This window comes from Coleofasciculus sp. D1-CHI-01, assembly GCF_040218875.1.
Lineage (GTDB): Bacteria > Cyanobacteriota > Cyanobacteriia > Cyanobacteriales > Coleofasciculaceae > Coleofasciculus.
The window spans coordinates 43,629-68,005 of record NZ_JAVJQP010000027.1 but is presented as its reverse complement, the minus strand read 5'-3'; the positions used below and the strand labels follow the sequence as shown (position 1 = coordinate 68,005).

Annotated in this window: 22 protein-coding genes, 1 pseudogene, 1 CRISPR repeat array and 1 riboswitch; of the genes and pseudogenes, 6 read left to right on the top strand and 17 right to left on the bottom strand. The window is 46.0% G+C overall.

What is annotated here, in order from left to right; translation table 11 throughout:
* The first annotated feature begins 136 nt into the window (after positions 1-136).
* Positions 137-745, top strand: coding sequence for a GerMN domain-containing protein (locus tag RIB93_RS05040; protein WP_446370882.1), 609 nt, complete (start codon positions 137-139; stop codon positions 743-745).
* A gap of 68 nt (positions 746-813) precedes the next feature.
* Here RIB93_RS05040 and RIB93_RS05035 read toward each other — a convergent pair whose 3' ends face one another.
* The 3 genes from RIB93_RS05035 to efp all read right to left on the bottom strand — a co-directional run bounded on the left by RIB93_RS05035 (position 814) and on the right by efp (position 2,488).
* Entirely contained in the window at positions 814-1,155 is a 342-nt protein-coding gene (locus RIB93_RS05035) for an ArsR/SmtB family transcription factor (RefSeq protein WP_446370880.1), read from the bottom strand.
* 94 nt (positions 1,156-1,249) lie between these two features.
* On the bottom strand, positions 1,250-1,783 hold the full coding sequence (gene accB, locus RIB93_RS05030; protein WP_446370878.1) for an acetyl-CoA carboxylase biotin carboxyl carrier protein: 534 nt from the start codon (positions 1,781-1,783) through the stop codon (positions 1,250-1,252).
* A 147-nt stretch (positions 1,784-1,930) separates the two neighbouring features.
* Positions 1,931-2,488: an elongation factor P gene (gene efp, locus RIB93_RS05025; protein ID WP_006103982.1), complete on the bottom strand. Its 558-nt coding sequence runs from the start codon at positions 2,486-2,488 to the stop codon at positions 1,931-1,933.
* 316 nt (positions 2,489-2,804) lie between these two features.
* On the opposite strand from efp, the gene RIB93_RS05020 reads away from it, so the two are divergent.
* The 4 genes from RIB93_RS05020 (at position 2,805) to RIB93_RS05005 (ending at position 8,760) form a co-directional block, all read left to right on the top strand.
* Positions 2,805-3,953 carry a peptidylprolyl isomerase gene (locus RIB93_RS05020; protein ID WP_446370876.1) on the top strand — a complete coding sequence of 383 codons (1,149 nt, stop codon included), beginning with the start codon at positions 2,805-2,807 and terminating at the stop codon, positions 3,951-3,953.
* A gap of 282 nt (positions 3,954-4,235) precedes the next feature.
* On the top strand, positions 4,236-5,243 hold the full coding sequence (gene thiL / locus RIB93_RS05015) for a thiamine-phosphate kinase (protein ID WP_446370874.1): 1,008 nt from the start codon (positions 4,236-4,238) through the stop codon (positions 5,241-5,243).
* 500 nt (positions 5,244-5,743) lie between these two features.
* Entirely contained in the window at positions 5,744-7,273 is a 1,530-nt protein-coding gene (cobA, locus tag RIB93_RS05010) for a uroporphyrinogen-III C-methyltransferase (protein ID WP_446370964.1), read from the top strand.
* A 194-nt stretch (positions 7,274-7,467) separates the two neighbouring features.
* Positions 7,468-8,760 carry a hypothetical protein gene (locus tag RIB93_RS05005; RefSeq protein WP_446370872.1) on the top strand — a complete coding sequence of 431 codons (1,293 nt, stop codon included), beginning with the start codon at positions 7,468-7,470 and terminating at the stop codon, positions 8,758-8,760.
* Between the two features lie 16 nt (positions 8,761-8,776).
* On the opposite strand, the gene RIB93_RS05000 is transcribed toward RIB93_RS05005, so the two are convergent.
* The 13 genes and pseudogenes from RIB93_RS05000 to RIB93_RS04940 all read right to left on the bottom strand — a co-directional run.
* The gene (locus tag RIB93_RS05000; RefSeq protein ID WP_446370870.1) at positions 8,777-9,364 is read right to left on the bottom strand and encodes a Uma2 family endonuclease; all 588 of its coding nucleotides are present in this window, start codon (positions 9,362-9,364) and stop codon (positions 8,777-8,779) included.
* Between the two features lie 442 nt (positions 9,365-9,806).
* Positions 9,807-10,427, bottom strand: coding sequence for a Uma2 family endonuclease (locus RIB93_RS04995; RefSeq protein ID WP_446370868.1), 621 nt, complete (start codon positions 10,425-10,427; stop codon positions 9,807-9,809).
* 171 nt (positions 10,428-10,598) lie between these two features.
* Positions 10,599-12,596 carry a glycoside hydrolase family 10 protein gene (locus tag RIB93_RS04990; RefSeq protein ID WP_446370866.1) on the bottom strand — a complete coding sequence of 666 codons (1,998 nt, stop codon included), beginning with the start codon at positions 12,594-12,596 and terminating at the stop codon, positions 10,599-10,601.
* A gap of 240 nt (positions 12,597-12,836) precedes the next feature.
* Complete coding sequence (locus tag RIB93_RS04985) at positions 12,837-13,058, bottom strand: hypothetical protein (RefSeq protein WP_446370864.1); 222 nt, start codon at positions 13,056-13,058, stop codon at positions 12,837-12,839.
* Between the two features lie 186 nt (positions 13,059-13,244).
* Complete coding sequence (locus RIB93_RS04980; protein WP_446370862.1) at positions 13,245-13,481, bottom strand: hypothetical protein; 237 nt, start codon at positions 13,479-13,481, stop codon at positions 13,245-13,247.
* An 87-nt stretch (positions 13,482-13,568) separates the two neighbouring features.
* Positions 13,569-15,959, bottom strand: coding sequence for a heavy metal translocating P-type ATPase (locus tag RIB93_RS04975; RefSeq protein WP_446370962.1), 2,391 nt, complete (start codon positions 15,957-15,959; stop codon positions 13,569-13,571).
* Positions 15,960-16,445: 486 nt separating this feature from the next.
* A CRISPR array of direct repeats spans positions 16,446-16,852; the repeat unit is 37 nt; unit sequence GTCTAAATTCCCCTGAATCCCTATCAGGGATTGAAAC.
* 666 nt (positions 16,853-17,518) lie between these two features.
* Positions 17,519-18,172 carry a Uma2 family endonuclease gene (locus RIB93_RS04970; RefSeq protein ID WP_446370860.1) on the bottom strand — a complete coding sequence of 218 codons (654 nt, stop codon included), beginning with the start codon at positions 18,170-18,172 and terminating at the stop codon, positions 17,519-17,521.
* A gap of 306 nt (positions 18,173-18,478) precedes the next feature.
* On the bottom strand, positions 18,479-18,853 hold the full coding sequence (locus tag RIB93_RS04965) for a CsbD family protein (RefSeq protein ID WP_446370858.1): 375 nt from the start codon (positions 18,851-18,853) through the stop codon (positions 18,479-18,481).
* A 143-nt stretch (positions 18,854-18,996) separates the two neighbouring features.
* Positions 18,997-19,665, bottom strand: coding sequence for a hydrogenase nickel incorporation protein HypB (gene hypB, locus RIB93_RS04960; RefSeq protein WP_446370856.1), 669 nt, complete (start codon positions 19,663-19,665; stop codon positions 18,997-18,999).
* Between the two features lie 15 nt (positions 19,666-19,680).
* On the bottom strand, positions 19,681-20,046 hold the full coding sequence (gene hypA, locus RIB93_RS04955; protein WP_446370854.1) for a hydrogenase maturation nickel metallochaperone HypA: 366 nt from the start codon (positions 20,044-20,046) through the stop codon (positions 19,681-19,683).
* Positions 20,047-20,099: 53 nt separating this feature from the next.
* Complete coding sequence (locus RIB93_RS04950; protein WP_446370852.1) at positions 20,100-21,293, bottom strand: agmatinase family protein; 1,194 nt, start codon at positions 21,291-21,293, stop codon at positions 20,100-20,102.
* A 74-nt stretch (positions 21,294-21,367) separates the two neighbouring features.
* A riboswitch (guanidine-I (ykkC/yxkD leader) is annotated at positions 21,368-21,510 on the bottom strand.
* A 112-nt stretch (positions 21,511-21,622) separates the two neighbouring features.
* Positions 21,623-21,817, bottom strand: coding sequence for a hypothetical protein (locus RIB93_RS04945; RefSeq protein ID WP_446370972.1), 195 nt, complete (start codon positions 21,815-21,817; stop codon positions 21,623-21,625).
* Positions 21,818-21,950: 133 nt separating this feature from the next.
* Positions 21,951-22,073 (bottom strand): annotated as a pseudogene (locus RIB93_RS04940) (DNA-binding response regulator); the annotation flags it as partial.
* A gap of 307 nt (positions 22,074-22,380) precedes the next feature.
* Here RIB93_RS04940 and RIB93_RS04935 point away from each other — a divergent pair.
* The gene (locus RIB93_RS04935; RefSeq protein ID WP_446370850.1) at positions 22,381-23,613 is read left to right on the top strand and encodes a permease; all 1,233 of its coding nucleotides are present in this window, start codon (positions 22,381-22,383) and stop codon (positions 23,611-23,613) included.
* 509 nt (positions 23,614-24,122) lie between these two features.
* Here RIB93_RS04935 and RIB93_RS04930 read toward each other — a convergent pair.
* On the bottom strand, positions 24,123-24,338 hold the full coding sequence (locus RIB93_RS04930; RefSeq protein ID WP_446370848.1) for a hypothetical protein: 216 nt from the start codon (positions 24,336-24,338) through the stop codon (positions 24,123-24,125).
* Positions 24,339-24,377 lie beyond the last annotated feature (39 nt).

Here is a 24,377-nt window from a genome sequence, read left to right as displayed (position 1 = left end):
GATAACGTTTTGGAGATAAGCCATAACTGAACTAAACCCGCCCTTGTTAAGGAAACAGAGGGAACATGGTCAGTGAAACAATATCAGATGTTTTCTTAATCCTACACAATGTTAAACAATTAGAAAGGTAATAACTATGCAAAATCCACAAGATACACGTCGCATTCCCACAAGTTTGGTCGCTGGTGTTTCGGTGGCGATGTTAGCCGCCGCTGGTGGAGGCGCTTGGTGGGCTTGGAATACGATTACCGCCTCACCTCCTCAATCCGAAGTTCCTACCCTCTCCCAGTCGCCTCAAGACACGCCGCCAGCGACTGAACAAAAGGTTCAAGTGTATTGGGTTGATGCTGTCAATAATCAAATTGAATTGGTTCCCAGTTCCATTACCGTCGAAAATGCTGATAATCCATCTGAAGTGTTAGAGATGGCATTCCAGCAATTATTGTCTGGACCTGAGCAGCAAGCGGTAGCCTCGGCAATTCCCGAAGGAACTGAGTTACAGAATCTTTCGATCAAATCTGACGGAGTGCATCTAGATCTATCTGAAGACTTTACCACAGGGGGTGGCAGTACTTCGATGCAAAGCCGCCTCGGACAAATTATCTATACAGCCACCAGCTTAGATCCGGATGCTCAGGTCTGGATTGAGGTGGAAGGAAAACCCCTCGAAGTCTTAGGAGGTGAAGGGTTGATCGTCGATCAACCGATGACTCGCCAAAACTTTGAAACAAACTTTCAACTTTAGTCGCCCTATTCCTTTGTTGTGTTGTGTTTCATCCCTCGGATAAATCGCGAGGGAGCCTGCACCATCGCTTATCCTGTAAAGTTCCGAAAATGGCGGGCTTGTTGTTCGATGCGGGTAGCGAGGCGATCGCACACTAAATTACATAGGTCAAAAATCAGCTCATCTTCTACCTTATAGTAGGCAGATGTGCCTTCAGTGCGGCGGCTGAGTATTCCCGCCTGTAGCATCACTTTCAGGTGCTTAGAGACATTTGCCTGACTTGTCTCTGTTGCTTCTACCAATTCTTGGACACATTTTTCACCTTCGCGGAGTAAATTGAGCAGGCGTAGGCGCATAGGTTCGCTTAAGATACTAAAATACTCAGAAACTTGTTGGACGACCTCTTGAGGGACTGTTTTTACTCTTGGCATCGGTCTAACCCGAAATTAGGTGATCATCAAATTTTAGCCTATTTTTGGTCAATTGATAACAATAGAGTAATCATCAATCCTTTACATCGCTCATTTACCCTGTATTGATCCGCATCAACGGTTGACCATATTCAATCGGTTCGCCATTTTCGACCAAAATTTCCATCACTTGTCCGGATATTTCGGCTTCAAGTTCATTCATCAACTTCATCGCTTCAATGATACAGATAGTTTGACCGACGCGAACCTGATCGCCAACTTCGACATAAGGGGTGTCATCTGGTGATGGTGCGCGATAAAATGTGCCAACCATCGGCGACTTCACCTCTTCCCATTTTGACTCCACTCCTGGAGACGGTGCAATTGAAGGTGTTGCCGCTTGAGCAGACGGTGCTGTTGCTGGTGTGGGAGTGGGGGGCGTCGGAGCAGCCACTCCAGCCACAGCCGTTTCCATGCCGGAAGCAACTGCGGCATCGGTTCGACTCACTGTCGAGTCGCTAGGAGGACTGGCGGATAATCCTTTACGTACCGTCAGTTCAAAGTCATCACTTTTCAATATCACTTCCGCAATATCGGTTTGAGCGATCGCGGCTAGCAGTTCACGGATTTGGTTGAAGTCTAATGGCACAACTAAATTAGAGAGATAGGAATTCTGGAAAAATTCAAGGGAGCGAGTTCTACATGATACCTCAGGCAGGATTGATCACGATTTGAGCTGGGCAAAAGCGGTGTTTGGAATTAACTCGCTTCTGTTGATTGATTGGTTCAGATCCATTTACTCGCGACCGAGATAGGAATCGTTACGAGTATCGATTTTAATTCGCTCGCCGACGGAAATAAACAGCGGTACCATGACTTGCGCTCCTGTAGACACCGTAGCGGGTTTAGTGCCACCTGTCGCGGTATCACCTTTGACACCCGGATCAGTCTCCACAATTTCGAGTACCACGGAGTTGGGTAATTCCACTTCCAGGACTTGATCATTCCACGTCACCACATTGACTTCCATCCCTTCAGAGAGATACTTGACGCGATCGCCAATTTGCTCTTCATTGAGGCGATTTTCCTCAAAGGTTTCCATATCCATGAAGACAAATTGGTCAGCATCTTTATAGGTATGTTGCATGGTGCGTTTTTCTAGGATGGCTTGGGGTACTGTTTCCCCAGCCCGAAAGGTTCTGTCCATGACATTCCCCGTCTGAACATTTTTCAGCTTAGTGCGGACAAAAGCCGAACCTTTTCCCGGCTTGACGTGGAGAAACTCCACCACCCGCCACACCGATCCTTCTAAATCAATCGTGACACCTGTGCGAAAGTCGTTACTTGAAATCATTAGTCCTCAAGGGTTGGGGAATAGTGTACGCAAGATATTGTAGCTGGCATTGAGGTCAGCATTAAACGTAACGCCCACATCAGACTTGTCAAACCCCTAATTCGCGACGGCTGACGGCTTCGGCATAACTTTGGGCATAACAATTGGCACTTTATTGTACCCTTATTGAGGAACATCCCCATAGTTGATTCGGAACGGAGGTATTCGCGCTCGGACGTTTTGGCACGAACACCCAGTATGGCAAGATGAAGAATATCTGTTTCAATCCTGTAAGTTAGCCTCAACCTAATGGTATTCAGCCTTAGGCGATATGTTTATGCGACCTTTAAAAATTCTCAAGCTCGATTGGTGCCAACGTCTGCTCAAAACCAGTTTTGTGGCGCTGCTACTGGTGACACTCTCCGTAAGTTTAAGCGGTGCCTGGTGGAATTTTGGTAATGATCAACAACCACCTGCCCGAGAAAGTCGCTTGGCGCAAGGGAATGCGATTACTGATGGCAAAGCCCTACTGCGGTATGCTTTGCCCATTGAGAATCAAGCGGTGCGGAACGTGCAAGCAAGTCTCGAAGATATTGCCACTCAGTTACGGGGAAAGCGCTGGAGTCCGATTAATCGGGATATCACTAAAGCGGATGTAATTTTGAGCAATCGCCCGGAAAAAGTGCTGACTGACATCCCAGAGCAGCAAAAACCGCAAGCTGAAGCGATCATTACCACCATGAGAGATGATATCGTTTCACTCCGAGAAGCAGTTGAAGCCAAGGATAAAGAAGCCGTCTGGATTGAGCGAGGCAAAATCCTTGACAAAGTGGGCGAACTGGAACAAATGATGGTCAAGGGATTTCCCTTTGAAGTCCCCCCAGAGTATAGTAACTTACCTCAACTCAAAGGTCGCGCCAAGCTAGAGATAGCCACGAATAAAGGGGATATGACCCTAGTTGTCGATGGCTATAGCGCCCCGGTTACGGCGGGTAACTTTGTGGATTTGGTGCAACGGGGTTTTTATGATGAGCTGGCAATTACCCGTACTGAAGACTTCTACGTGCAAACCGGTGATCCACCTGGACCAGAAGAAGGATTTATCGATCCCAAAACCGGTGAATATCGGGCGATTCCCTTTGAAGTGTTAGTCAGGGGAGATGAGGAACCCATCTATGGTATGACCTTAGAACAGGCGGGGATTTATTTAGATGAACCTGTGTTGCCTTTCTCCGCTTACGGTGCTGTCGCCATGGCGCGTCCAGGAGATGAACCCAATGGTGGTTCTTCTCAGTTCTTTTTCTTCAAGTTTAATAGTGAGTTAACCCCTCCCGGTTTTAATGTTATGGATGGGCGTTATGCGGTCTTTGGTTATGTTGTTGAGGGGAAAGACGTATTGGACAAGCTAGAACTCGGCGATATCATTGAGTCAGCTACAGTTGTTCAGGGCGCTGAGAATTTGATTGAACCCGACGTGGCAGGTTAAGTACAATGGCACGCTCAATAAGCCGTTTGGAATTGCCAAAACCCTTGATATCCCGTAGGGTGGGCAATGCCCACCAGCCTCATCTGAGCGTGCCATTCAGGTTAAGGTAAGGATCATCAGTTTAATGCTATGCCAGAAGTTGATCCGGATGGAGATACCTACTATCGCTTTCCTAAACTGCATCGACGTAATTAATGATGACAGGACTTTACTGTTCCTTGCTGTTCCCTAATCTCAACTGTTAACTTTAATGCAAGTCCGACGACTTAGATTAATTGACAAATGAGCGATGATGTGATTATAGATATTGGAGAACAGGGTGTTTTAAAACGATTACAGCGCTTTTGTCCCTCAGATATTGTGGGTGATGATGCGGCGATTATGCCAAATCTAGAACCTGGGCAATTATTAGTGGTGACAACCGATGTCTTAGTAGATGGAATTCATTTTAGCGATCGCACCACCTCAGCCGAAGATGTGGGTTGGCGTGCTGTGGCGGCAAATTTATCGGATTTAGCCGCAATGGGTTCATCGCCTCTGGGGATTACGGTTGGCTTGAGTCTTCCGGGTGATGTGGCGGTGAGTTGGGTTGAACGACTCTACCAAGGTATGTCTGAGTGTTTACAGCCGTATAATACGCCCATTGTCGGGGGTGATGTTTGTCAGTCTCCGGTGATTACGGTATCGATTACTGCATTTGGTCAAGTTTTACAAGAGCGCGTCATGCGGCGTTCTACTGCTAAAGTCGGTGATGCGATCGTGGTGACAGGAGTTCATGGTGCATCGCGAGTTGGGTTGGAATTGTTACTTAATCCGGAATTCGGCAAAGACTTGAGTGAAAAAGAGCGATCGCGTCTGATTCAAGCCCACCAACGCCCTAAGCCCAGACTGGATATCTTACCTCAACTCTGGGAAATTCTAGCCTCCCAATCTCCAATCTCCCTAACCGCAATGGATAGCAGCGATGGACTTGCCGATGCGATCGCCCAAATCTGTCGAGCGAGTGGGGTGGGGGCTGTGGTGGAACGGGATGCGATTCCTATCCCCTCCGTATTACCTCGGCTTGTTTCCCCAGAACAAGTTTGGGATTGGGTTTTGTATGGGGGAGAAGACTTTGAACTGGTGTTATGTTTGTCTGAACCATTGGCTCAGGTATTTGTCGAAAAATTTGCAGCCGGATTAGCAATTATTGGTTACGTTACATCCGGTAGGTCGGTTTGTCTCAGGGATAGTACGGGACAGTATGCGGATGAATTATTAACCCTAAGTCGAGGATTTCAGCATTTTTGAAAAAATCTAGACAATTCGATTAGTTTTTGATAGTATTATTTTATAGTGGGAAAATGTGCGCCCATATATATAAGCTATTTCTAATAATCTGTAAACGTTCTCTGTTTCCCATTCCTCCTCACTACCCATTCCCAATTTAAAGGCATGACAGCTTACAGGGCTTTTCAAGTAAGTGAGCTACACAGACAGATCCCCGACTTCTTAGAGAAGTCGGGGATCTTGCTTAACCTTGAACTACTCAAACCTAAGACAGCCCCCTAGTCCGCGCAGGCGGACTTTGTTTGTATAGCAGCGATTTCAATCGCCTCCTCTTGCATGGGGTGATAAAGGAGGATGTGTTTACGAAAACAGTTTAAAATTGGAGAATGGTTCACCCCAATCAAGAATCCCGAATCAACAATCAACAGGCAGCGGGCAGCTTTTATCCTGATTCTTCTAGAGGTGGGCGTTCTCGACGCCCTTTGGGTAAAGTGTATCTCGTCGGTGCTGGACCCGGAAGTATGGCATACCTCACCCTACGCGGGCAACAGATTCTCCGTCAAGCGGAGGTATTAGTCTATGACGCTTTAGTAGACGCCCAACTTTTAGAATTAGTCCCAGCAAATTGCCGCCAGTTTGATGTGGGAAAGCGGGGGGGGCGTCCCTCAACTTCGCAAGCAAAGATTAATCAATTGTTGGTTGAACAATGCCAACAAGGAAAGCAAGTCGCCCGTTTAAAAAGTGGTGATCCCTTTATCTTTGGTCGGGCTACATCTGAAATTCAAGCGTTAACCGATGCCGATTGTGCCTTTGAAGTCGTACCGGGGATTTCCTCTGCCCTAGCTGCACCGTTACTGGCAAATATTCCCCTGACTGATGCGGTTTTGAGTCGCTGTTTTACTGTGCTGACAGCGCATCAACCCGAAGCCTTAGACTGGGAAGCATTGGCGCGAATCGATACTCTGGCTATTTTAATGGGTGGGCGTCATTTAGCCACCATCGTTCAGCAGTTACAGCGTTATGGCAAATCCTATCAAACCCCTGTGGCGGTGATTCGGGCTTGTGGACAGACTCAGCAACAGGTTTGGGTGGGAACCCTGTCCAGTATTGTTAAGCAAACAGCTGGTGTCTCCCTGTCTCCGGTGGTGATTGTCGTGGGAGAAGTGGTAGGATTACGAGACTATCTGCGATCGCACCAACAGTTACCCGTTGAGTTTACCCCAAAACAAGAGACAATAGGCTATGACATTAATAAACGTAGTTTCCCGCAGATGCTTCAGGGTCAAACAATCTTAGTCACTCGTTCGGCGCAACAGTCGAGTACATTTCGGGACTTGTTGGAGAAAGAAGGCGCAACGGTGATTGAAATGCCCGCCTTGGTGATTACACCGCCGTCGAGTTGGGACGCCTTAGATCAAGCCATTACTAATTTATCCGATTTTGATTGGTTAATTCTCACCTCAAGTAACGGCGTCAAGTACTTTTTTGAACGATTGCTGACACTAGGAAAAGATAGTCGTGCGTTATCCGGCGTCAAAATTGCTGTTGTGGGCAAGAAAACGGCGGCTAGTTTAAAGGAACGGGGATTACATCCAGATTTTATTCCCCCAGATTTTGTCGCCGATTCTCTAGTTGAACATTTTCCGGAACCCTTGGCGGAACAAACTATCCTGTTTCCGCGTGTAGAAACTGGGGGACGAGAGGTTTTAGTCAAAGACTTAACTGCCCAGGGTGCTACTATTGTGGAAGTAGCAGCCTATCAGTCAACCTGTCCAGGGGAAATAGCACCCCCAGCTGCGGCAGCGTTGCAAAATCATACCGTCAATATTATTACCTTTGCCAGTTCTAAAACCGTCAAAAATTTTAGGCAGCTTTTGGACAAAAACAGTAATCATCCACTCTCGCTTTTGGAAAATGTCTGTATTGCCTCCATTGGTCCACAAACCTCTAAAACCTGTCAACAACTCTTAGGGCGAGTGGATGTAGAGGCTCAATATTATACCTTAGAAGGGTTAATCCAAGCCATAGTACAATGGGTAAATCAAACATAAATCGCATTCTGGAAACCGCAGCCGCACTAATTGCCATAATTCGCCAGAGATTCAACGCCCCCAGCAAACCGCTTACAGGCGTCCAAACACGACTGGATAAGAATTTCAGTCGGTTGTAATTGAATCAACGTACCGCAATTGGCGACGGAATATAGCTTCTAATGCTACCCTGAACGAAAAAGTCAGCAGCAGCCATGATGACAGAGCCAGAACTCGAACAGACGACAGCAACACCTGAAACACCTGACACACCTAAAAAGCCAGAAAAGCCTGAAACACCTGAAACATCGGATACATCTGAAACATCTGAAACACCTGAAACACCGGATACATCTGAAACATCTGAAACATCTGAAACATCTGATACACCTGAAACATCTGACACTCCTGAGGAGGAAACAAAGGAATCAGAAAATGATGGAATTATCTTCCAAGCGATTGGAATCGTCGTCGGTGATGTTAGCTGGTCAGAGGAGGGGCGGGCTATGCTTACTATGGCGGGTCGAGACTATCCCTTGTTTTATACATCTCGATTACGCAAGGCTTTCAACGCTCTGAAACTGGAAATCAAAAACACTGGCGAAGCGACTCAACGATTAATCGTTTACCCCAGAGTAATCCACTTTCCTCAACGCACTAAGTCGCATCAGATTTCCTTTCAGTTGGTAGGATTCTCGAAAGGAGAACCCGATGGCGTTGCGGCACAATTGGACGATTTTGAATTTCAGCTGCGTGGTTTGTGGCAATTTATACCTGTTTGTCGAGGACCCGTTGTCTCGATTTTCCGTAATTTCAATCGCGATCGCTTAGATTATATCAAGCAAGCTGAACCAGCGCAAAAGGTGAGGTTTATGAAGGCGTCTCACCTCCCGTTGATGTGGAAAGATTCTCCGGTTAAGCCATTCCGATTCAATCCCAAAACCCCCAAAGAGGAGCAAGGACATCCGGCATTTATTCAAGTCAAGGCTAAATTTTTGCCCACTCGGAATCTTTTTGAGTTTGATGCTCTGTTAGCACCACCCTTGGATAAAGCACCTAAGTTTTTGAAGGCGTCCAAAGCTGACAAGACAGCCGTACAGCAGGAGAAACGGCAGAATAAGTCACCGCAGAAGCCGAGTACGGGAAGGCACAAGCCAGAAGGGAAAGAACAGCAGTCAGAAGGCACAGAGCAGAAGCCGAGTATAAAACGGCAGAAGCCATACAAAAAGCCGAAGGTAGAAACGAAAGAGCAACAGCCTAGTACAGATGAGCAGAAGCCAGAAGCCCAAGAACAGAAACCTACGACAGAGGAGCAGAAGCCAGAAGCCAAAGAGCCGAAGGTAGAAACGAAAGAGCAACAGCCTAGTACAGATGAGCAGAAGCCAGAAGCCCAAGAACAGAAATCGACTACAGAGGAGCAGAAGCCAGAAGCCAAAAAGCCGAAGCCAAGTAAAGTTAGGAAGCGAGTAAAAGCCAAGGAGCAGAAGCCAGAAGACCAAACCGAATAAGGTTTATGGTATCTGCTTAAGCAAGCGTATTATCTCTATACGCCGATAAACTCAAGCTAAATCCTGGTAATAGGGTTTCACCCGATAATTCTGTCGGCAAATTTCGTAGTTCTACTGGCTGTCCCCGGCGATAAATTTCCACTTGCTGCTGTTGGGGGTTAATTAACCATGCCAATTCCACTCCCGCATCCATGTATTCTTGCATTTTGTCACGCAACAGTTGCAAATCGTCTGTAGCTGACCTTAATTCGATGACAAAATCTGGTGCAATCGGGGGAAATTTGCGCCGTTGTTCAGGCGTTAGCGCTTCCCAGCGTTTTTGGCGAATCCAAGCCGCATCTGGGGAACGTTTAGCGCCATTGGGTAACTTAAATATTGTGGAGGAGCTGAAGGTATAACCCAGGGTAGTTTGTCGGTTCCAGATTCCCAAATCGATAATTAATTCGGCTTCTCGATTTCCACTTTCTCCGCCTACGGGTGGCATAATAATTAATTCTCCCTTCGCCGTCGTTTCAAAGTTAAACTCGCGATTATTTTGACATAATTGATAGAACTGTTCGTCGGTTAAAGGAATGGTGTTTAAATTTAAGGTTACAGTATTCATATCTTTGCCCTAGCTTACAGCAGTTTGCTCTGCTATGCGGTACATTGTCGATCCCCCTAAATCCCCCATGGAACCAAAAGCTCCCGCATCCTTTGGCTTCCCCCATGGAACAAAAAGCTCCCGCATCCTTTGGTCTCCCCCATGGAACAAAAAGCTCCCGCATCCTTTGGTCTCCCCCATGGAACAAAAAGCTCCCGCATCCTTTGGTCTCCCCCTTTTTAAGGGGGACGGAAGGGGGATCTAAAAGGGGGACGGAAGGGGGATCTAAAAGGGGGACGGAAGGGGGATCAAAAGGGGGACGGGAGGGGGATCTGAAGGGGGACTTTGATCTACTGTACTTTATTACAGCGCAAAGCGCTGTAAATCATATTTAAAATTATATAGTATTACAAATAGGCAGATAAAGTTAAGCTATAGCAACCGCCATAGCGGTTAGGATACATCATTTATGTAGAGACGTTGCATGCAACGTCTCTACAATGGTGCCGAACGTCCTAATCGATGTGTCTACTGCTAGAAATCCTGGTAATAGGGGTTCCCCCGATAATTCTGTCGGCAGATTTCGTAGTTCTACTGGCTGTCCCCGGCGATAAATTTCCACTTGCTGCGGTTGGGGGTTAATTAACCATGCCAATTGCACTCCCGCATCCATGTATTCTTGCATTTTGTCACGTAACGGTTGCAAATCGTCTGTAACTGACCTTAATTCGATGACAAAATCAGGTGCAATCGGGGGAAATTTGCGCCGTTGTTCAGGGGGGAGCGCTTCCCAGCGTTCTCGGCGAATCCAAGCCGCATCTGGGGAACGTTTCGCACCATTGGGTAACTTAAATATTGTGGAGGAACTGAAAGTAAAACCTAGGGCATTTTGCCGATTCCAGATGACCAAATCGGCAATCAGTTCAGAGTCTCGATTCCCACTTTCTCCGCCAACGGGTGGCATGATAATTAATTCTCCCTTCGCTGTGCTTTCAAAGTTAAACTCGCGATTATTTTGACATAATTGATAGAATTGTTCGTCAGTTAAGTGAATGGTGTCTAAATTTAAGGTGACAGTATTCATATCTTTGCCCAAGATTATTAGTCTAGTAATAGCAGTTAGAACATCTATAAGTAGTCGGACAAAAGAAAACGGTACGCTAATTAAGTTTTGTAACCCCCCCAAACCCTTACTGTTCCCTGTTCCCTGTTCCCCGTTCCCTTTGTCTACCCTGATTTCCACATCTCAAAGACATTATTGAATAGACGCCACAACGCCTAAACTTTCATTCGCTAGTCTGTCTACAGCACATACCGCATAGGTTCCCGGTGCTAATTCTGCCTCGGTTATCTCCTCTGGCAAAATTTTGTGCAGTGTCCAGTTTTCGCCTTGCTGCTGATACACTGTCCAAGAGCGAATCTTGGCGTTAATCGCTGCATTCCAAATTAGCTTATTTCCAATCACTCTCACCCGAACCGGAATCGCTGGCGGTGTATCACTCAGCCACGACATGGTTGGAGATAAGGCGGGTTGATTATAAACAGAGGCTTGGAACTTTTCAACCACTCCCAAACGATTTTCATTAAAGACTTTCATGTTATAAAAGATATTGCCGAGGGAGAGTTGGGGAGCCAGGTTGCGGGTAATATCAACTTGCCGTTCATATTCTAAGAAAGACCAGTCTTGAGCATCCAACATACTTAACCGATTGCCGGGATAAATATGGCGCTGTTTGGGATTATTGTCTGTCCACCATTGCAGGAGAACGGGATAACTTTGGGCGGGGGGGTCAATGCGCCAGTATAATTGCGGGGCGATATAATCAATCCATCCTGCTTCTAACCATTGTTTCGGGTCAGCATAGAGGGATTCGTATTGATCTAAGCCTTTAATTTGAGGTGGTTGTCCGGGACGATAAATGCCAAAGGGACTAATGCCAAATTTAACATGTTTCTTAGTAGCGCGAATTCCGGTATAAAGGCGCTGCACCATTTGATTCACATTTTCCCGCCGCCAATCACTTAAGCTAAGAGTGCCGCCTTCGGCTTGATAAGCGTTATATGTTTTTTCATCGGGGAACTCTTCTCCCGCGATGGGATAGGGATAAAAATAATCATCCAGATGAATGCCATCAACGTCGTAGCGCCGCACGACATCCATGATTACGTTATAGGTTAAATCTTGAACTACTTTCACCCCAGGGTCCATCCACTGCTGATTGCCATATTTATACACGTATTCGGGATGGGTGACGCTAATATGAGGGGCGACATTGGTGGAACTTTGGGAAGAAGTTTTGGCGCGGTAGGGGTTAAACCAGGCGTGGAGTTCAATATTGCGCTGATGACAAGCCGCGATCGCAAACTCTAAGGGGTCATAATAAGGATCGGGAGCTTGACCTTGTATGCCGGTTAACCATTCACTCCAGGGTTCTAACGGGGAGGCATAAAAGGCATCACCTGTAGGTCGAACTTGCAAGATTAACGCATTTAACTGAAGTTCAGCCATGCGGTCAATAATTTGTAACAATTCCCGTTGCTGTTGGGCGACAGATAAGCCTCGTTGGGGGGGCCAATCGATGTTCCAGACTGTCGCTACCCACACCCCACGAAACTCCCGTTGATGGCTCAGTTTCAGGGTTTTCTGGCGCACGATAATATAGTCTGAACCAATGGCGTCAAGTTCACCCGTATAGACTAACGCCTGGTAAATAAACGCCGCAACATCTGCACGGGTGGCGGCTTGGAGGGGATTGAAGCGCTTAAGTTGGGGATAATTCACCACCATTCCCGTATTGGTTGCGATCGCAATCCGATCAATAGCATAGTTGGGAATGTCACCAAAATCATCATAGAGTTCCCCTAGGGCGGCTTTCACCTCCGTTAATCCAGCAGTAGTTATCTCCAATCCCGTGATTAGAGACACCAACACCTCCACTCTGGCTATACTCGCCTCTGGGCGAAACCGATTTCCCGGATACCCCGACATAAACCCGGTTTGATACGCCTTAGCAATCGCCCCAGTTGCCCAATGTTTAGTAGGAACATCCACAAACGGAACATTTGGGCGTTTACTCGGTTTAGAAAAAGCATTCTGTAACAACGCCGCAAACTGCGCCCGACTCATCGGATCATTAGGACGAAAACGCCCATCGGGAAAGCCACTAATCATACCCACCAGGGCTAACCCTTCAATAAAAGAACGCGCCCAGTGGTTTTGGATATCGGGGAAACGGGGAGTGGAAGCAGTCATAAAGATTCATCACCTAGCTAGAGAAATGCCCTATCTAGATTATCCCGGTTCCTCCTTGTGCTTGTCATCGCGCTTGTAGTTGCGCTTGTAGTTGCGCTTTAGCGCCAGTCTCAGCCATAAGGTTCCACAGAAAAAGTCTCCAAGCTATAAAAAGTAGAACAAAAGCGAACTTTCATAAAAACCCAGGCAAATTTCATTCAACACTCAGATAGATCTCGTTATTAGGATCACGAATAGCATTTAAAACAGATGTTGACAGTTTAGGATGTCTCCCTCACTATGCCATTTGGAATGCTGATACACACCGTTGGTAGAGCGAGATAGCTCTAACGGTTTTATGGTATAGGCATCGTAAAGCTTGGGTTTATCTCTCTGGTGAATAGCTACCATCGCCAGTTCGTCCCGATTATAAAGAATGTTGGTTTCCCATTTTCCCATTGTGACTAGGCGATGAGTTGCCAAGCATGATCTCACTTTTCACAGGATGTTCCCCACACTCATGGGTGTCAACTTAAGCCACAACCATTGCCCACCCTAATTTTTAGCTACAGTGTCCCGGCTCAAAGAGTTCCCAGACGCGCCATGGCGCGTCTCTACATGGCTCCCCCAGCTCCCCTACTTTGTTGCACTGTCTTCGCCGATTCTTATTCAAGACTTGTTGGATTGATGTTTACTTAATAAAAACCACCAAAGTTCTGCACCAATTAATACAACTCCTCCTAAAGTAACACCCACTTTCAGGAGTAACGGTTGCTCAATTTTGCTAAATTGACTCGTTTTCTGGGACTGATGTTCTGACAATTTAGCCATAGCCGGATTAACAGCAACTCCGAATATAAGTCCTAAACTAATCAGATAGGCTAAGATTTTAGGTTTAGTTGCCATTGGTTTGATTCCTCCTCAAGGTTAATAAAGGGCGATCCGATAAAGTTGAATAGATTTGAGTTGTTCATTGATTTCAGCGGGTCGCCCCTACAGGCGATCGCTGATAATTTGGGGCTTAAAATTCCGTAATCTTAATGCATTTGTGACTACAGAAATTGAACTCAGTGCCATGGCTCCTCCGGCTATAATGGGATTGAGTAATACACCAAATAAGGGATAAAGAATTCCCGCCGCAATCGGAATCCCTGCGGTGTTATAAATAAAAGCAAAAAACAGATTTTGGCGAATATTTCCCATCGTGGCGTGGCTAAGTTGAATCGCCGTGACAACCCCGTTTAAATCCCCAGAAATCAACGTAATATCACTGGCTGCCATAGCCACATCCGTACCCGTACCAATCGCTATTCCCACATCCGCTTGGGCTAAGGCGGGGGCGTCATTAATTCCATCACCTACCATAGCAACAATCCGATTGGAATGTTGATTGTTGATAGTGTAGGGGCGGGTTTTACCGATAATATTTAGGAAAAAACCACTAATTTCACTAAACCCGCCCTGGCTATTTGTTGATTGTGGAGTCTTCTTAATTGGTTCGGTTTGTAGGGAACGGATGACATCGGATTTCTGATCGGGGCGCACTTCGGCAAAGACATGCTGGATACCAATTTCTCGTGCGATCGCGTCTGCTGTTTGTTGATTATCTCCGGTTAACATGACAACTTGCAACCCCAAGCGTTGCAGTTTCTTTACCGCCTCCACAGAAGAAGGTTTTATGGCATCAGCAATACCGACTAATCCCTCAATCTTACCATCCACAGCAATCCAAGCCGTTGTTTTTGTCGCCGCTTCCCAGGTTTGTTTCTGAGATTGTAGGGATTGGGTATCAATTTCTAATGCATTCATCCAGCGTTGAGTGCCAATTTGGATGAAGTGATTCTCCACTTCTCCTTGTACTCCCATTCCAGCAACGGCTTCAAAGTTTTGTACGTCGGGTAATGGGAATTCTACGCCTTGAGATTTGGCATAATCAACAATGGCTTCAGCTAAGGGATGTTCGGAAAGCCGTTCTACAGCGGCGGCGAATCGGAGCAGTTTTATTTCATGATGATCGGCTGTTCCTTTGACGGTAACATAGTTAGTTACGCTGGGTTTCCCTTGGGTAATCGTACCCGTTTTATCCAGGACAATTGCCTGAAGTTTATGGGCGAGTTCTAAACTATCTCCCCCTTTAATTAAAATGCCATTTTCTGCACCTAAGCCAGTCCCCACCATAATGGATGTCGGAGTAGCTAAACCTAAGGCACAGGGACAAGCAATAATTAAAACCCCAACCGTAGTAATCGTGGCAAGGGTAACATTACCCATCACATTAAACCAGATCACAAACGTCGCGATCGCAACCGCAATTACAACGGGTACAAACCAGCCTGTGACTTGATCCGCGAGTTTCTGAATCGGGGCTTTTGACCCTTGCGCCTCTTGGACTAATTGGACAATTTGCGCCAATACCGTATCTTTCCCCACTCGTGAGGCGCGGAATTTAAAACTTCCGGTTTTATTAATTGTCGCGCCAATTACTTCATCGCCAGCTTGTTTTTTCACCGGGATGGGTTCACCCGTTACCATAGATTCATCAATAGTAGATGCCCCGTCAACTACTTCTCCATCCACGGGAATCTTTTCCCCAGGGCGAACAACTATAACATCATCGACAATAACTTGTTCAATCGGAATATCAACCTCTTCTCCTTTACGAATGACTCGCGCTGTTTTCGCTTGTAATCCCATTAACTTACGAATCGCTTCTGAGGTTTGACCTTTTGCCCGATTTTCCAACAGTCGCCCTAATAAAATGAGGGTAATAATCACGGCGGCGGGTTCGTAGTAGACATCCGGTGACAAGCCTTGGGCGATTAAAAAGCCAGGGAAAAAGGTAACAAAGAGAGAATAGAAATAAGCGGAACCTGTCCCCAGCGCTACCAGTGTATTCATATCCGCGCCATGGCGTTTAAAGGCTTTCCACGCGCCGACAAAGAAAGATTGACCGCACCAAAACAGTACAGGTGTACTTAAAACCAGTTGCACCCAAGCATTATGCAGCCAGGAGGGAAAGTAGGGAATATGTAATCCTGTCATCGCCGGAAGTGAACCAACCACGAGGAGAAGACTAATCACGCCGCCGACGATAACTTTATGTTTGAGATCCCGTTGATGGGCTTCTCGTGCGGTTTTTTCGGCGTCGGTGTCTTCACCCATTTGGGTGGTATCTAAGGGATGCGCCCCATATCCTGCATCGGCGACGGCTTGTTGGATGCTGTCTAAAGTTGTCGCTTTGGGATTATAGGTTACAGAACCTTGTTCCATGGCAAAGTTAACATTACAGTCAACAACGCCAGAAACACCTTGAATGGCTTGTTCAATCGTGGCGGCGCAAGAGGCGCAACCCATTCCTTGTAGTCGTAGATGGCTGGTTTCCATGGTTGACTCCTGGAGATCTGCAATTTGGGGCGTTTGGGGGTGCAAAGGGGCGATGGCAGGTTTTAAGGCTGAAAGGGTGTTATAGATATAGGATAAAGTCTCCATTCTACTGGAGAGTCAAGAGCTAATCAGTATCGTTGCTAATCTGGTGGGGTAGGATGGTTGTACTGCAACCTGTGTCGATAAGGGAGATGGGTTGAGTATGAAGGATGATCACGTCGATGTTTTGGGATGAAATCCGAGAGGGGGTAGGTGTTTTTTTGGGCGAGTCTTATTTTCGGGCTGTATTCCTTGTCTGATCTAGGTTTGAGGAAATTTGCCTTAGGGTGAGGTTCTCGGAAATCTTGAAACGTTTACTGGGAGTGGATTTGGGAGTTTTTTTTTGAGATGCCTCTTGTCTAGCGAAGTCTGAAATGATATATTTAATGGAGTCTCTCGGAATTGTACCTTGAAAACTAAATACAGCAAGCGTTTCAGAGGTCGGCAGTCTAAATTCCCCTGAATCCCTATCAGGGATTGAAACTCGGGATACAAGCAGGGTCTGTACTCGTTACCACCTAGTCTAAATTCCCCTGAATCCCTATCAGGGATTGAAACTTAACTAAGTGAAATACTCAGAATACATAATCTCTTCTGGTCTAAATTCCCCTGAATCCCTATCAGGGATTGAAACAAGAATCAGTTAATTCTGGGGAAAAATTTTCCGCCGCCGGTCTAAATTCCCCTGAATCCCTATCAGGGATTGAAACTTTCCCACTTCCTTTATAGGTGGCGAGTACAGCAGTCTAAATTCCCCTGAATCCCTATCAGGGATTGAAACCCGTACCCTCTTCAGTAATTCGATTTACACATAGTGGTCTAAATTCCCCTGAATCCCTATCAGGGATTGAAACCAAAATAAAAGCATTGGTATGGCGCAAACTTCCGGTCTAAATTCCCCTGATACCAAGTTGCGTTCTATCATGTCATTCTGAGCGAAGCGAAGAATCTGGACAGATGCTTCGCGTCATTCCGTTTCACTGCATTCTGCTCAGCATGACAGATTCTACCTTGGAGCAAGAAGGAAGCGGTATTCTAGGGTATTTTGGAAACCTATTTATATGATGGTTCCCCTTCTCCCTTGATGGGAGAAGGGGTTAGGGGATGAGGGTGAAACGCTTCCCCTGTATTAGTTTCACCTTAAGTTGACACGGATGGGCAATGCCGTGCCCCTACAATTATTGGAATGTTGGAATTTCCGTGAATCCCGATGAGGGATTAAAATTAGCGCCGGGAATGCGATCGCGTCTGTAACCAGATGATAATTCCCGTACTCACTAATAAAGGATTGAGAAAAGAATAAACCATTCTCCCCCTTTTTGACTCCCCCTTTTTGACTCCCCCTTTTTGACTCCCCCTTTCTGACTCCCCCTTTCTGACTCCCCCTTCCCTCGCAGGGAAGGGGGCTGGGGGGTTAGGTTTTTCAACTATGGCGAAGACAGCGCAACGACAAACGACAAACGGAAAATCCAGAGACCCCTCACTCTGCCATAATAACCTCTACCAGACTTGATAAAACGTTAACAATTTCCTCTAATAACCGCGCTTTCAAATTCCTCTAACGCCTGAACATGTCCCACTTGCCATGACCGTTTTACGGTAGCCGGAATAACCTGAGTGATCGAAATTCCTGGAAACGTTGGACTACTATCTGATTGTTTATACTCCCCTTCTCTTAGTACATAAATTATCAACTTGCCACTATCATAAACCCAGACTTCTGGAACGCCAATCGCTTGATAAGCATCCAATGTTGTTTTCGAGGTAACATCTGACTCAATTGCCAAATCAGGCGGTGGATCATCGGGTTCAAGTCGGCGACGACCAATCATTTGTTGATAATTCTGAATATAGAAACAGGCATCTGGTTCAACGCCTGCTGCACCTTCCTTTTTAAACGTCGTTGAACCAAAAGGTTCATATCGCCTACTTGTCGCCTTAAGCAATAGCTTGACAATATCTGAAATAATATCCTTCGGTTTTTCATGCTCAGGAAAAGGAACCCTAATTTCTAACCTTCCCTGGCTGTAAGCAAGTCTTGCTGCACGTTTTTCTCCTAACTCTGACAAAATAGACTCAAATTTCTGCCAGTTGACATTAGGAATTGTCACAGCACTGCCGGGTGCTAGTTGCATCTGGCTAACGGGTTTAACAATTGGGGAAAGAGCCGCCATACTATCAAAAAATTAAAAATTCAGTAGAGACGCTCTACTGAAACGTTTCTACTGAAGTCAAAAAAGCCGTTATTGACTCACTAATTTTACCATTTGTTGAGCAGTTTGTAGCCCATTCGTTCAGACAACCGTCTTATACCGAGTTGCGTTCCGTTCTATCATGTCTAGGAAGAGCGAAGCGTGAAGCTTTTGCTATAGCGAGGAAGGAGATACGCGAATCTGGACAGATGCTTCGCGTCATTCCGTTTCACTGCATTCTGCTCAGCATGACAGATTCTACCTTAGACTGCAACTTGGTATTAGCTACTATTCTCCAAACAAACTCTTAATCGCATCTCCTAAATTTTCAGACGCCTTTTCCATATCCGATCCTGCATCGTCAGCGCGATTTTTCACTCGCCCTGTATCTTGTTCCGCCCGCCCTTGGACTTGCTTGGCTGCACCTTTAATATCTTCCTTGGCTTTGCCCATATTTCGTTCTACTGTGCCAATATCTTCTTTGGCTTTTCCTTGAATTTGGTCGCTGGTTCCCGAACCGAATACTTCGTCAACGGGGTTACTATCAGCAACCATAAATGGTGTCATTTTCACGGTTAAAGCCTGGGCTGTAGGCATAGGATTAAATAAAGTGCCTGTCCAAGTCAATGCCACTAATGCCATCGACAAAAGAACTGACAGCATCTTTTTAGCCCGGTATCGTTGAGAATTGCCCGAAACTGGATTGATTATCCTGAACATACTTAATTGAGACTTTAGAACTTGAACTCTGTAATCATAACCCATTCAACCCTATTCAGCATTCATCCATTAGATAGACATTTTGATTAGTTTACCTGAGTTCGCAACCAACTTAACCAGGTTTCTAATCCTTCACCTGTTTTAGCCGAGAGCCGAATAATCGTTACCTGGGGATTGATTTGACGCACGTTAGATTCTAGACGGTTGAGATCAATATCCAGGTAAGGAGCTAAGTCAATTTTGCTAATTAATAAGCAGTCGGCTTCTTGAAACATAATTGGATATTTCAAGGGTTTATCCTCTCCCTCAGTGACACTTAGAAGTGCCACTTTCCCATGTTCTCCCACTTCAAATTCAGCCGGACAAACCAGATTACCGACATTCTCAACAAAAACGAGATCAAATTCCCCTGGATTGTAGTCCGCTGCTAAAGTGTGAAGTCCTCCTGATACCATCTTTGAGTCAAGATGACAGGAACGTCCGGTATTAATCGCAATCACAGGAACACCGTATTGACGCAGCCGTTCGGCGTCTAATTCCGTTGTCATATCCCCTTCAATTACTGCCATTTTTAAGTCATGATTCAGGGCGGCTAGAGTACGCTCTAACAACACCGTTTTTCCCGCACCGGGGCTACTCATGATATTCAGACAGGTAATTCCCCACTGATCAAAATGGGCGCGATTGTGATTGGCTCCCGCTTGGTTAGCGTGGAGTAAGTTAATTTCTAAAGCAGCTTCAACGGTTTGGTGCATTATTAGTTAGATAGCTTAAATTTCCGCAAAAGATTGAGCATATTCAATGCGATCGATTTTCAGTTCTCGTCCCGAACGAATATCTTCCATCGGAGATTGACAACTAGGACAAGAATAGTGCAATCCAATTTCGGGTTTATATTCTGCTTGACAGGCGTGACAGAATGCGACCAAAGGCGTCTCGTGAATCGCTAATTTTACTCCCTCTAAAAAACCCGTTTGAGTCTGTGCCGCAAACGCAAAGTGCAAACTAGCCGGTTCCACACAAGTGAATTGCCCCACTGTCAGGTGAATCCTATCAATTTGCGGACGAGAGGGTTGTTCCTCCCACCATTGGCGCACTGTCAAAATTAAGGCTTTGGTCATATCGGTTTCATGCACGCTTTATCCCTCCCCCAATTTTCTCAATTTCTGCCATTTTATACTTAAATCAATTAAACCCATTCCACCATTTCAGCTTGATAATTCATTTGAATGTAATCCGGCTTTTCCTGGCGAGGAAGCTGACCCGATACGACTAAATGACCCATCGTATCACAAATCACCCGGGTTGCCATGAGCGAGGTCATATCACTAATATCATAAGGGGGTGAAACTTCGACCACTTCTAACCCACAAACGGGAACATTTTGGACAACTTTCTTGAGCAAATAGAGGGCTTCACGAGGCAGTAAACCACCCGGTTCGGGCCACCCAGTTCCGGGAACAAATCCAGCATCAATACAATCAATATCAAAACTAATCCAGACACAATCTGTCCCATCAGTGGCGCGTTTTATGGCAAAATCGGCTGCCGCATCTAATCCCATTTCTGTAATATCGGTAACCGTGAGAATATTCGTAGCTCGTTCTCGACAAACTTTAACCCCTTGACGCGGGACTTGCCAGCCACCAATTCCCAGTTGGACTAGGTTTTTAGCCGGAGCATTTTTGATATTAGTAGCGTGAAACCAAGGACAAGTATGCATCCGTTCATCGAGATCGGTTTCTTGGGTATCGACATGGCGATCAAAGTGAATAATGCCGACTTTTTTATCCCCCAGATGCCGACAAATTCCCCGCACTGTGGCAAATCCAATCGAATGATCGCCACCTAAAATAATTGGGAATGCACCGGAACTAAAAACGTGAGCAATTCCCTTGGATATTTGATCAAAAGACTTTTCATTATTCGCCGGAATCGTAAAAACATCGCCCACATCACAGAGGGTAATTTGTTCCCGTAAATCAACACCTAATTCAAAATTGTACGGCGTATACAAGGCGCTAATCCGACGAATCCCTTGGGGACCAAACCGCGTACCCGGGCGATAAGTTGTACCGGAATCATGGGGAACCCCGATAATCGCCACGTCATAATTGCCAACTTGACGCACATCTTCTAAATAGGGCGCTTTCATAAAGGTATTAATCCCCGCATAGTGGGGCAATTCACCTCGCGAAAACGTAGGAATCGTGCGATCGCGGATACTTTCAGCCGCTTCTAAACCGTAGTCTAACCCTTGATCAACTTCTTGTTGCCAACCAGTTAAAGGAAGCTGTTGTTCTCGTTCTAAAGCACGTTGAGCTTTGCTGGGGTATCCATTGGGGTTGTTATTCGGGCGTTGAAATGGAAATGACTCACTCATAAATTTCTCCAGATTAATGTCACTAAAAAACAGGAAAAATACCCAGGAGTGTGACGACTCTTGCCTTCGCCAACATCTCCCGGGCTTTTCTCCCGCCGTGGGGCTACTGATTTAGTAATCCATGCGGATTGATAAAATCTTTTTGGGGTAGCCTGCTTCTCTTGGACCAGTCATTTCGGCGGTTGAATCCGAAATCGGAACCCTAGAAGCTAATTCTATTTTGCTTTGTTTATAATTACTATTCTTTCATGGTAGCAAAATGTATGAAAAGTTACAAAAATCCATTTAAATTTTCTTGGATAAGCGAATCGTAAACTGGCTACCCTTGCCTAACTCACTCTCCACCTGAATAGTACCTGATGAGCTTGGGCGATCGCACGAGCAATCGACAACCCTAACCCCGAACCTCCAGACACCCTGGCGCGAACCCAAAACCCGGAAACGCCTAAAATTAAACCCATAACGCCAGCATACCAACCAGCCAGTCGCCATCGAGTTGAGCGGAATAATCGATTTTGATTCATCTGATCAGGGAGATGGGGTGTAGGGGTGTAGGGGTGTAGGGGCGGGTTTCACTATTATCGTTTCTTTTGCACCTGGATATGACTAAACCCGCCCTGCTAAGGAAGCAAGGAAGCACACAAATGACAAATCGAATTCTAGGTATTCCCAGGCTTGGACACCATCCAAAACCCAATCCACCACATAAGCCTCTTGATTCAACGCCCGCTTAATCGCCGCGCCTAAATCGGGTTCATCTTCGACTAAAAAAATTCTCATATCATCTAGTCATGAAATCAAAATGAAACCGTTGTCCACCCTTAGTCAGATATTACAGCTCATTCTTTAGTTGGACGCGATCGCACCCACAAGTTTCTACAGTAAAAAGTGAGAGGGCAGTAATCTAAGTCAACCTTAAAATCGCTCTCTACCCACCCCCCACAACACTTATGCAGCAGGTTACTCAGTGATTGAGTTTCCGGGGGGAAATTAGGTCAATTCCGTTTGATGGATTTTCTCAACAAGATTGATCAGAAATCAATCAGGAAAGTCCGTTGGCTAGTTACAAGACGATAAAAAAATTAGCATGAACAATGCAAACTTTTGGCAACTGTATAGTGAGGCAGTGCTAACCTCACTCGGCTTTTTCTGGAAAGCGTTATGGGCGTTTATCCTGGGTTATGTGATTAGTAGCGCTATCCAAGTTTTTGTGACTCGCGAACGCATGAAACAAACCATGGGTGAAGCGGGAAAAGGGAGCGTCGCCTTGGGAACGTTTTTCGGCTTTATATCGAGTTCCTGTAGTTTTGCTGCCCTAGCGACAACAAAATCATTATTTAAAAAAGGAGCCGGTTTTGTTCCGTCCCTGGCTTTCTTACTCGCCTCAACCAATTTAGTGATTGAGTTAGGATTTATCATCGCCGTCTTCCTCGGTTGGCAATTTGTCGTTGGCGAGTATGTGGGTGGACTTCTGCTGATTATTTTCATGTGGTTGATTGTGAAATTTACCCGCCCCACCAAGCTAATTAGAAAGGTACGCAAACGACTGCGGGATAATGAAGGCGAGGCAAATGAGGGAGAAGATGTTCCCGACTGGAAAGAGAAGATTCAAACTCTACAGGGATGGAAACAGGTTGCCCGCAAATATTTTATGGAATGGATGATGGTTTGGAAAGACGTAACCATCGGCTTTACTGTGGCGGGTGCGATTGCTGTATTTGTGCCGCGATCGTTCTTTCAGTTTCTGTTTATTGGTTCTGGACAAGGTGGTAATCCCGGATTTTTGGCAATTCTAGAAAATACAATTATTGGACCCGTTGCGGCATTTTTTACGTTTATCGGTTCCATGGGAAATATTCCCTTGGCTTCGGTTCTCTATGCCAATGGGGTAAGTTTTGCTGGGGTAATCGCGTTTATCTTTAGTGATTTAGTTGTGTTCCCGGTAATTCGGATTCATGCCAAATACTACGGCTGGAAAATGGCATTCTATATCCTAGGTATCTTTTTAGCGGCGTTGGTGGCGACAGCGATTGTTATGCACTATGGCTTTTCCCTATTCGGGCTTTTGCCAGAAAGCACTGGGCAGAGTCAAGCTGAAACACAACGTTTTGCGATTGACTATACATTTTGGTTAAACATTGCCTTTCTCGCTGTCACCGGGGTTCTGGCTTGGCTGCGCTGGGGTGGCAAAAAAGAACACAAGGGCGGAATGCATCACGGCGGTGGTAAGAAAAGTATCATTGAGCGGGTGCTGTTTTGGCTGGCGATTGTCTCCTATATCTGGTTAGCTGGGGGTTTGATTGCTGCTGTTATTAAGTAGGGTTTGCTGCACAACCCTCTAACCCTTATCTATCAAGAGTTAGAGGAGGTTTAAAGCCGACTATAAGTGCAATCCATCCCTCCTGGATGGCTGAAAAGCTTGCACTTATAGCAGTTTGCTCTGCTATGCGGTACATTGTCGATCCCCCTAAATCCCCCATGGAACCAAAAGCTCCCGCATCCTTTGGCTTCCCCCATGGAACAAAAAGCTCCCGCATCCTTTGGTCTCCCCCATGGAACCAAAAGCTCCCGCATCCTTTGGTCTCCCCCTTTTGAAGGGGGACGGAAGGGGGATCAAAAGGGGGACGGAAGGGGGATCAAAAGGGGGACGGGAGGGGGATCTGAAGGGGGACTTCGAGCTACTGTACTTTATTACACAAAAAGCGCTGTATAGCCAGACGAAAAGCACTACTGTTTCCCTCATCTCCCCCTCACCCCATCTCCCCAATACTTATTCAGCAAGCCCTAAGTAGGGATTGGGTTACCTGTGGGGGTTTGGAGACTAAACCCCTACGGTGATAAACAGAAAAATTCTTCACCGATGGAGGGATGAATACCAATGGTATGATTAAAATCTGCCTTGGTTACTCCGGCGTTAATGGCTAAAGCAATCATCTGAATGATCTCAGAGGCACAGTCTCCAACCATTTGAGCGCCCACAATCCGATCTGAGGTGCTATCAACTATCAGTTTGAGCAGGGTTTGTTCCGGTGATTCTGCCCTCATATCTAAAAGGTCGCCCTCTCCTCAAGCCTTTGTTGCTGG

Excerpts from the sequence above, each read along its gene's own strand:
- RIB93_RS05040 (WP_446370882.1), top strand. The coding sequence starts at position 137 with ATGCAAAATCCACAAGATACACGTCGCATTCCCACAAGTTTGGTCGCT.
- RIB93_RS05035 (WP_446370880.1), bottom strand. The coding sequence starts at position 1,155 with ATGCCAAGAGTAAAAACAGTCCCTCAAGAGGTCGTCCAACAAGTTTCT.
- efp (WP_006103982.1), bottom strand. The coding sequence starts at position 2,488 with ATGATTTCAAGTAACGACTTTCGCACAGGTGTCACGATTGATTTAGAA.
- RIB93_RS05020 (WP_446370876.1), top strand. The coding sequence starts at position 2,805 with ATGCGACCTTTAAAAATTCTCAAGCTCGATTGGTGCCAACGTCTGCTC.
- thiL (WP_446370874.1), top strand. The coding sequence starts at position 4,236 with ATGAGCGATGATGTGATTATAGATATTGGAGAACAGGGTGTTTTAAAA.
- cobA (WP_446370964.1), top strand. The coding sequence starts at position 5,744 with ATGGCATACCTCACCCTACGCGGGCAACAGATTCTCCGTCAAGCGGAG.
- RIB93_RS05005 (WP_446370872.1), top strand. The coding sequence starts at position 7,468 with ATGATGACAGAGCCAGAACTCGAACAGACGACAGCAACACCTGAAACA.
- RIB93_RS05000 (WP_446370870.1), bottom strand. The coding sequence starts at position 9,364 with ATGAATACTGTAACCTTAAATTTAAACACCATTCCTTTAACCGACGAA.
- RIB93_RS04995 (WP_446370868.1), bottom strand. The coding sequence starts at position 10,427 with ATGAATACTGTCACCTTAAATTTAGACACCATTCACTTAACTGACGAA.
- RIB93_RS04990 (WP_446370866.1), bottom strand. The coding sequence starts at position 12,596 with ATGACTGCTTCCACTCCCCGTTTCCCCGATATCCAAAACCACTGGGCG.
- RIB93_RS04980 (WP_446370862.1), bottom strand. The coding sequence starts at position 13,481 with ATGGCAACTAAACCTAAAATCTTAGCCTATCTGATTAGTTTAGGACTT.
- RIB93_RS04975 (WP_446370962.1), bottom strand. The coding sequence starts at position 15,959 with ATGGAAACCAGCCATCTACGACTACAAGGAATGGGTTGCGCCTCTTGC.
- RIB93_RS04970 (WP_446370860.1), bottom strand. The coding sequence starts at position 18,172 with ATGGCGGCTCTTTCCCCAATTGTTAAACCCGTTAGCCAGATGCAACTA.
- RIB93_RS04965 (WP_446370858.1), bottom strand. The coding sequence starts at position 18,853 with ATGCTGTCAGTTCTTTTGTCGATGGCATTAGTGGCATTGACTTGGACA.
- hypB (WP_446370856.1), bottom strand. The coding sequence starts at position 19,665 with ATGCACCAAACCGTTGAAGCTGCTTTAGAAATTAACTTACTCCACGCT.
- RIB93_RS04950 (WP_446370852.1), bottom strand. The coding sequence starts at position 21,293 with ATGAGTGAGTCATTTCCATTTCAACGCCCGAATAACAACCCCAATGGA.
- RIB93_RS04945 (WP_446370972.1), bottom strand. The coding sequence starts at position 21,817 with ATGAATCAAAATCGATTATTCCGCTCAACTCGATGGCGACTGGCTGGT.
- RIB93_RS04935 (WP_446370850.1), top strand. The coding sequence starts at position 22,381 with ATGAACAATGCAAACTTTTGGCAACTGTATAGTGAGGCAGTGCTAACC.
- RIB93_RS04930 (WP_446370848.1), bottom strand. The coding sequence starts at position 24,338 with ATGAGGGCAGAATCACCGGAACAAACCCTGCTCAAACTGATAGTTGAT.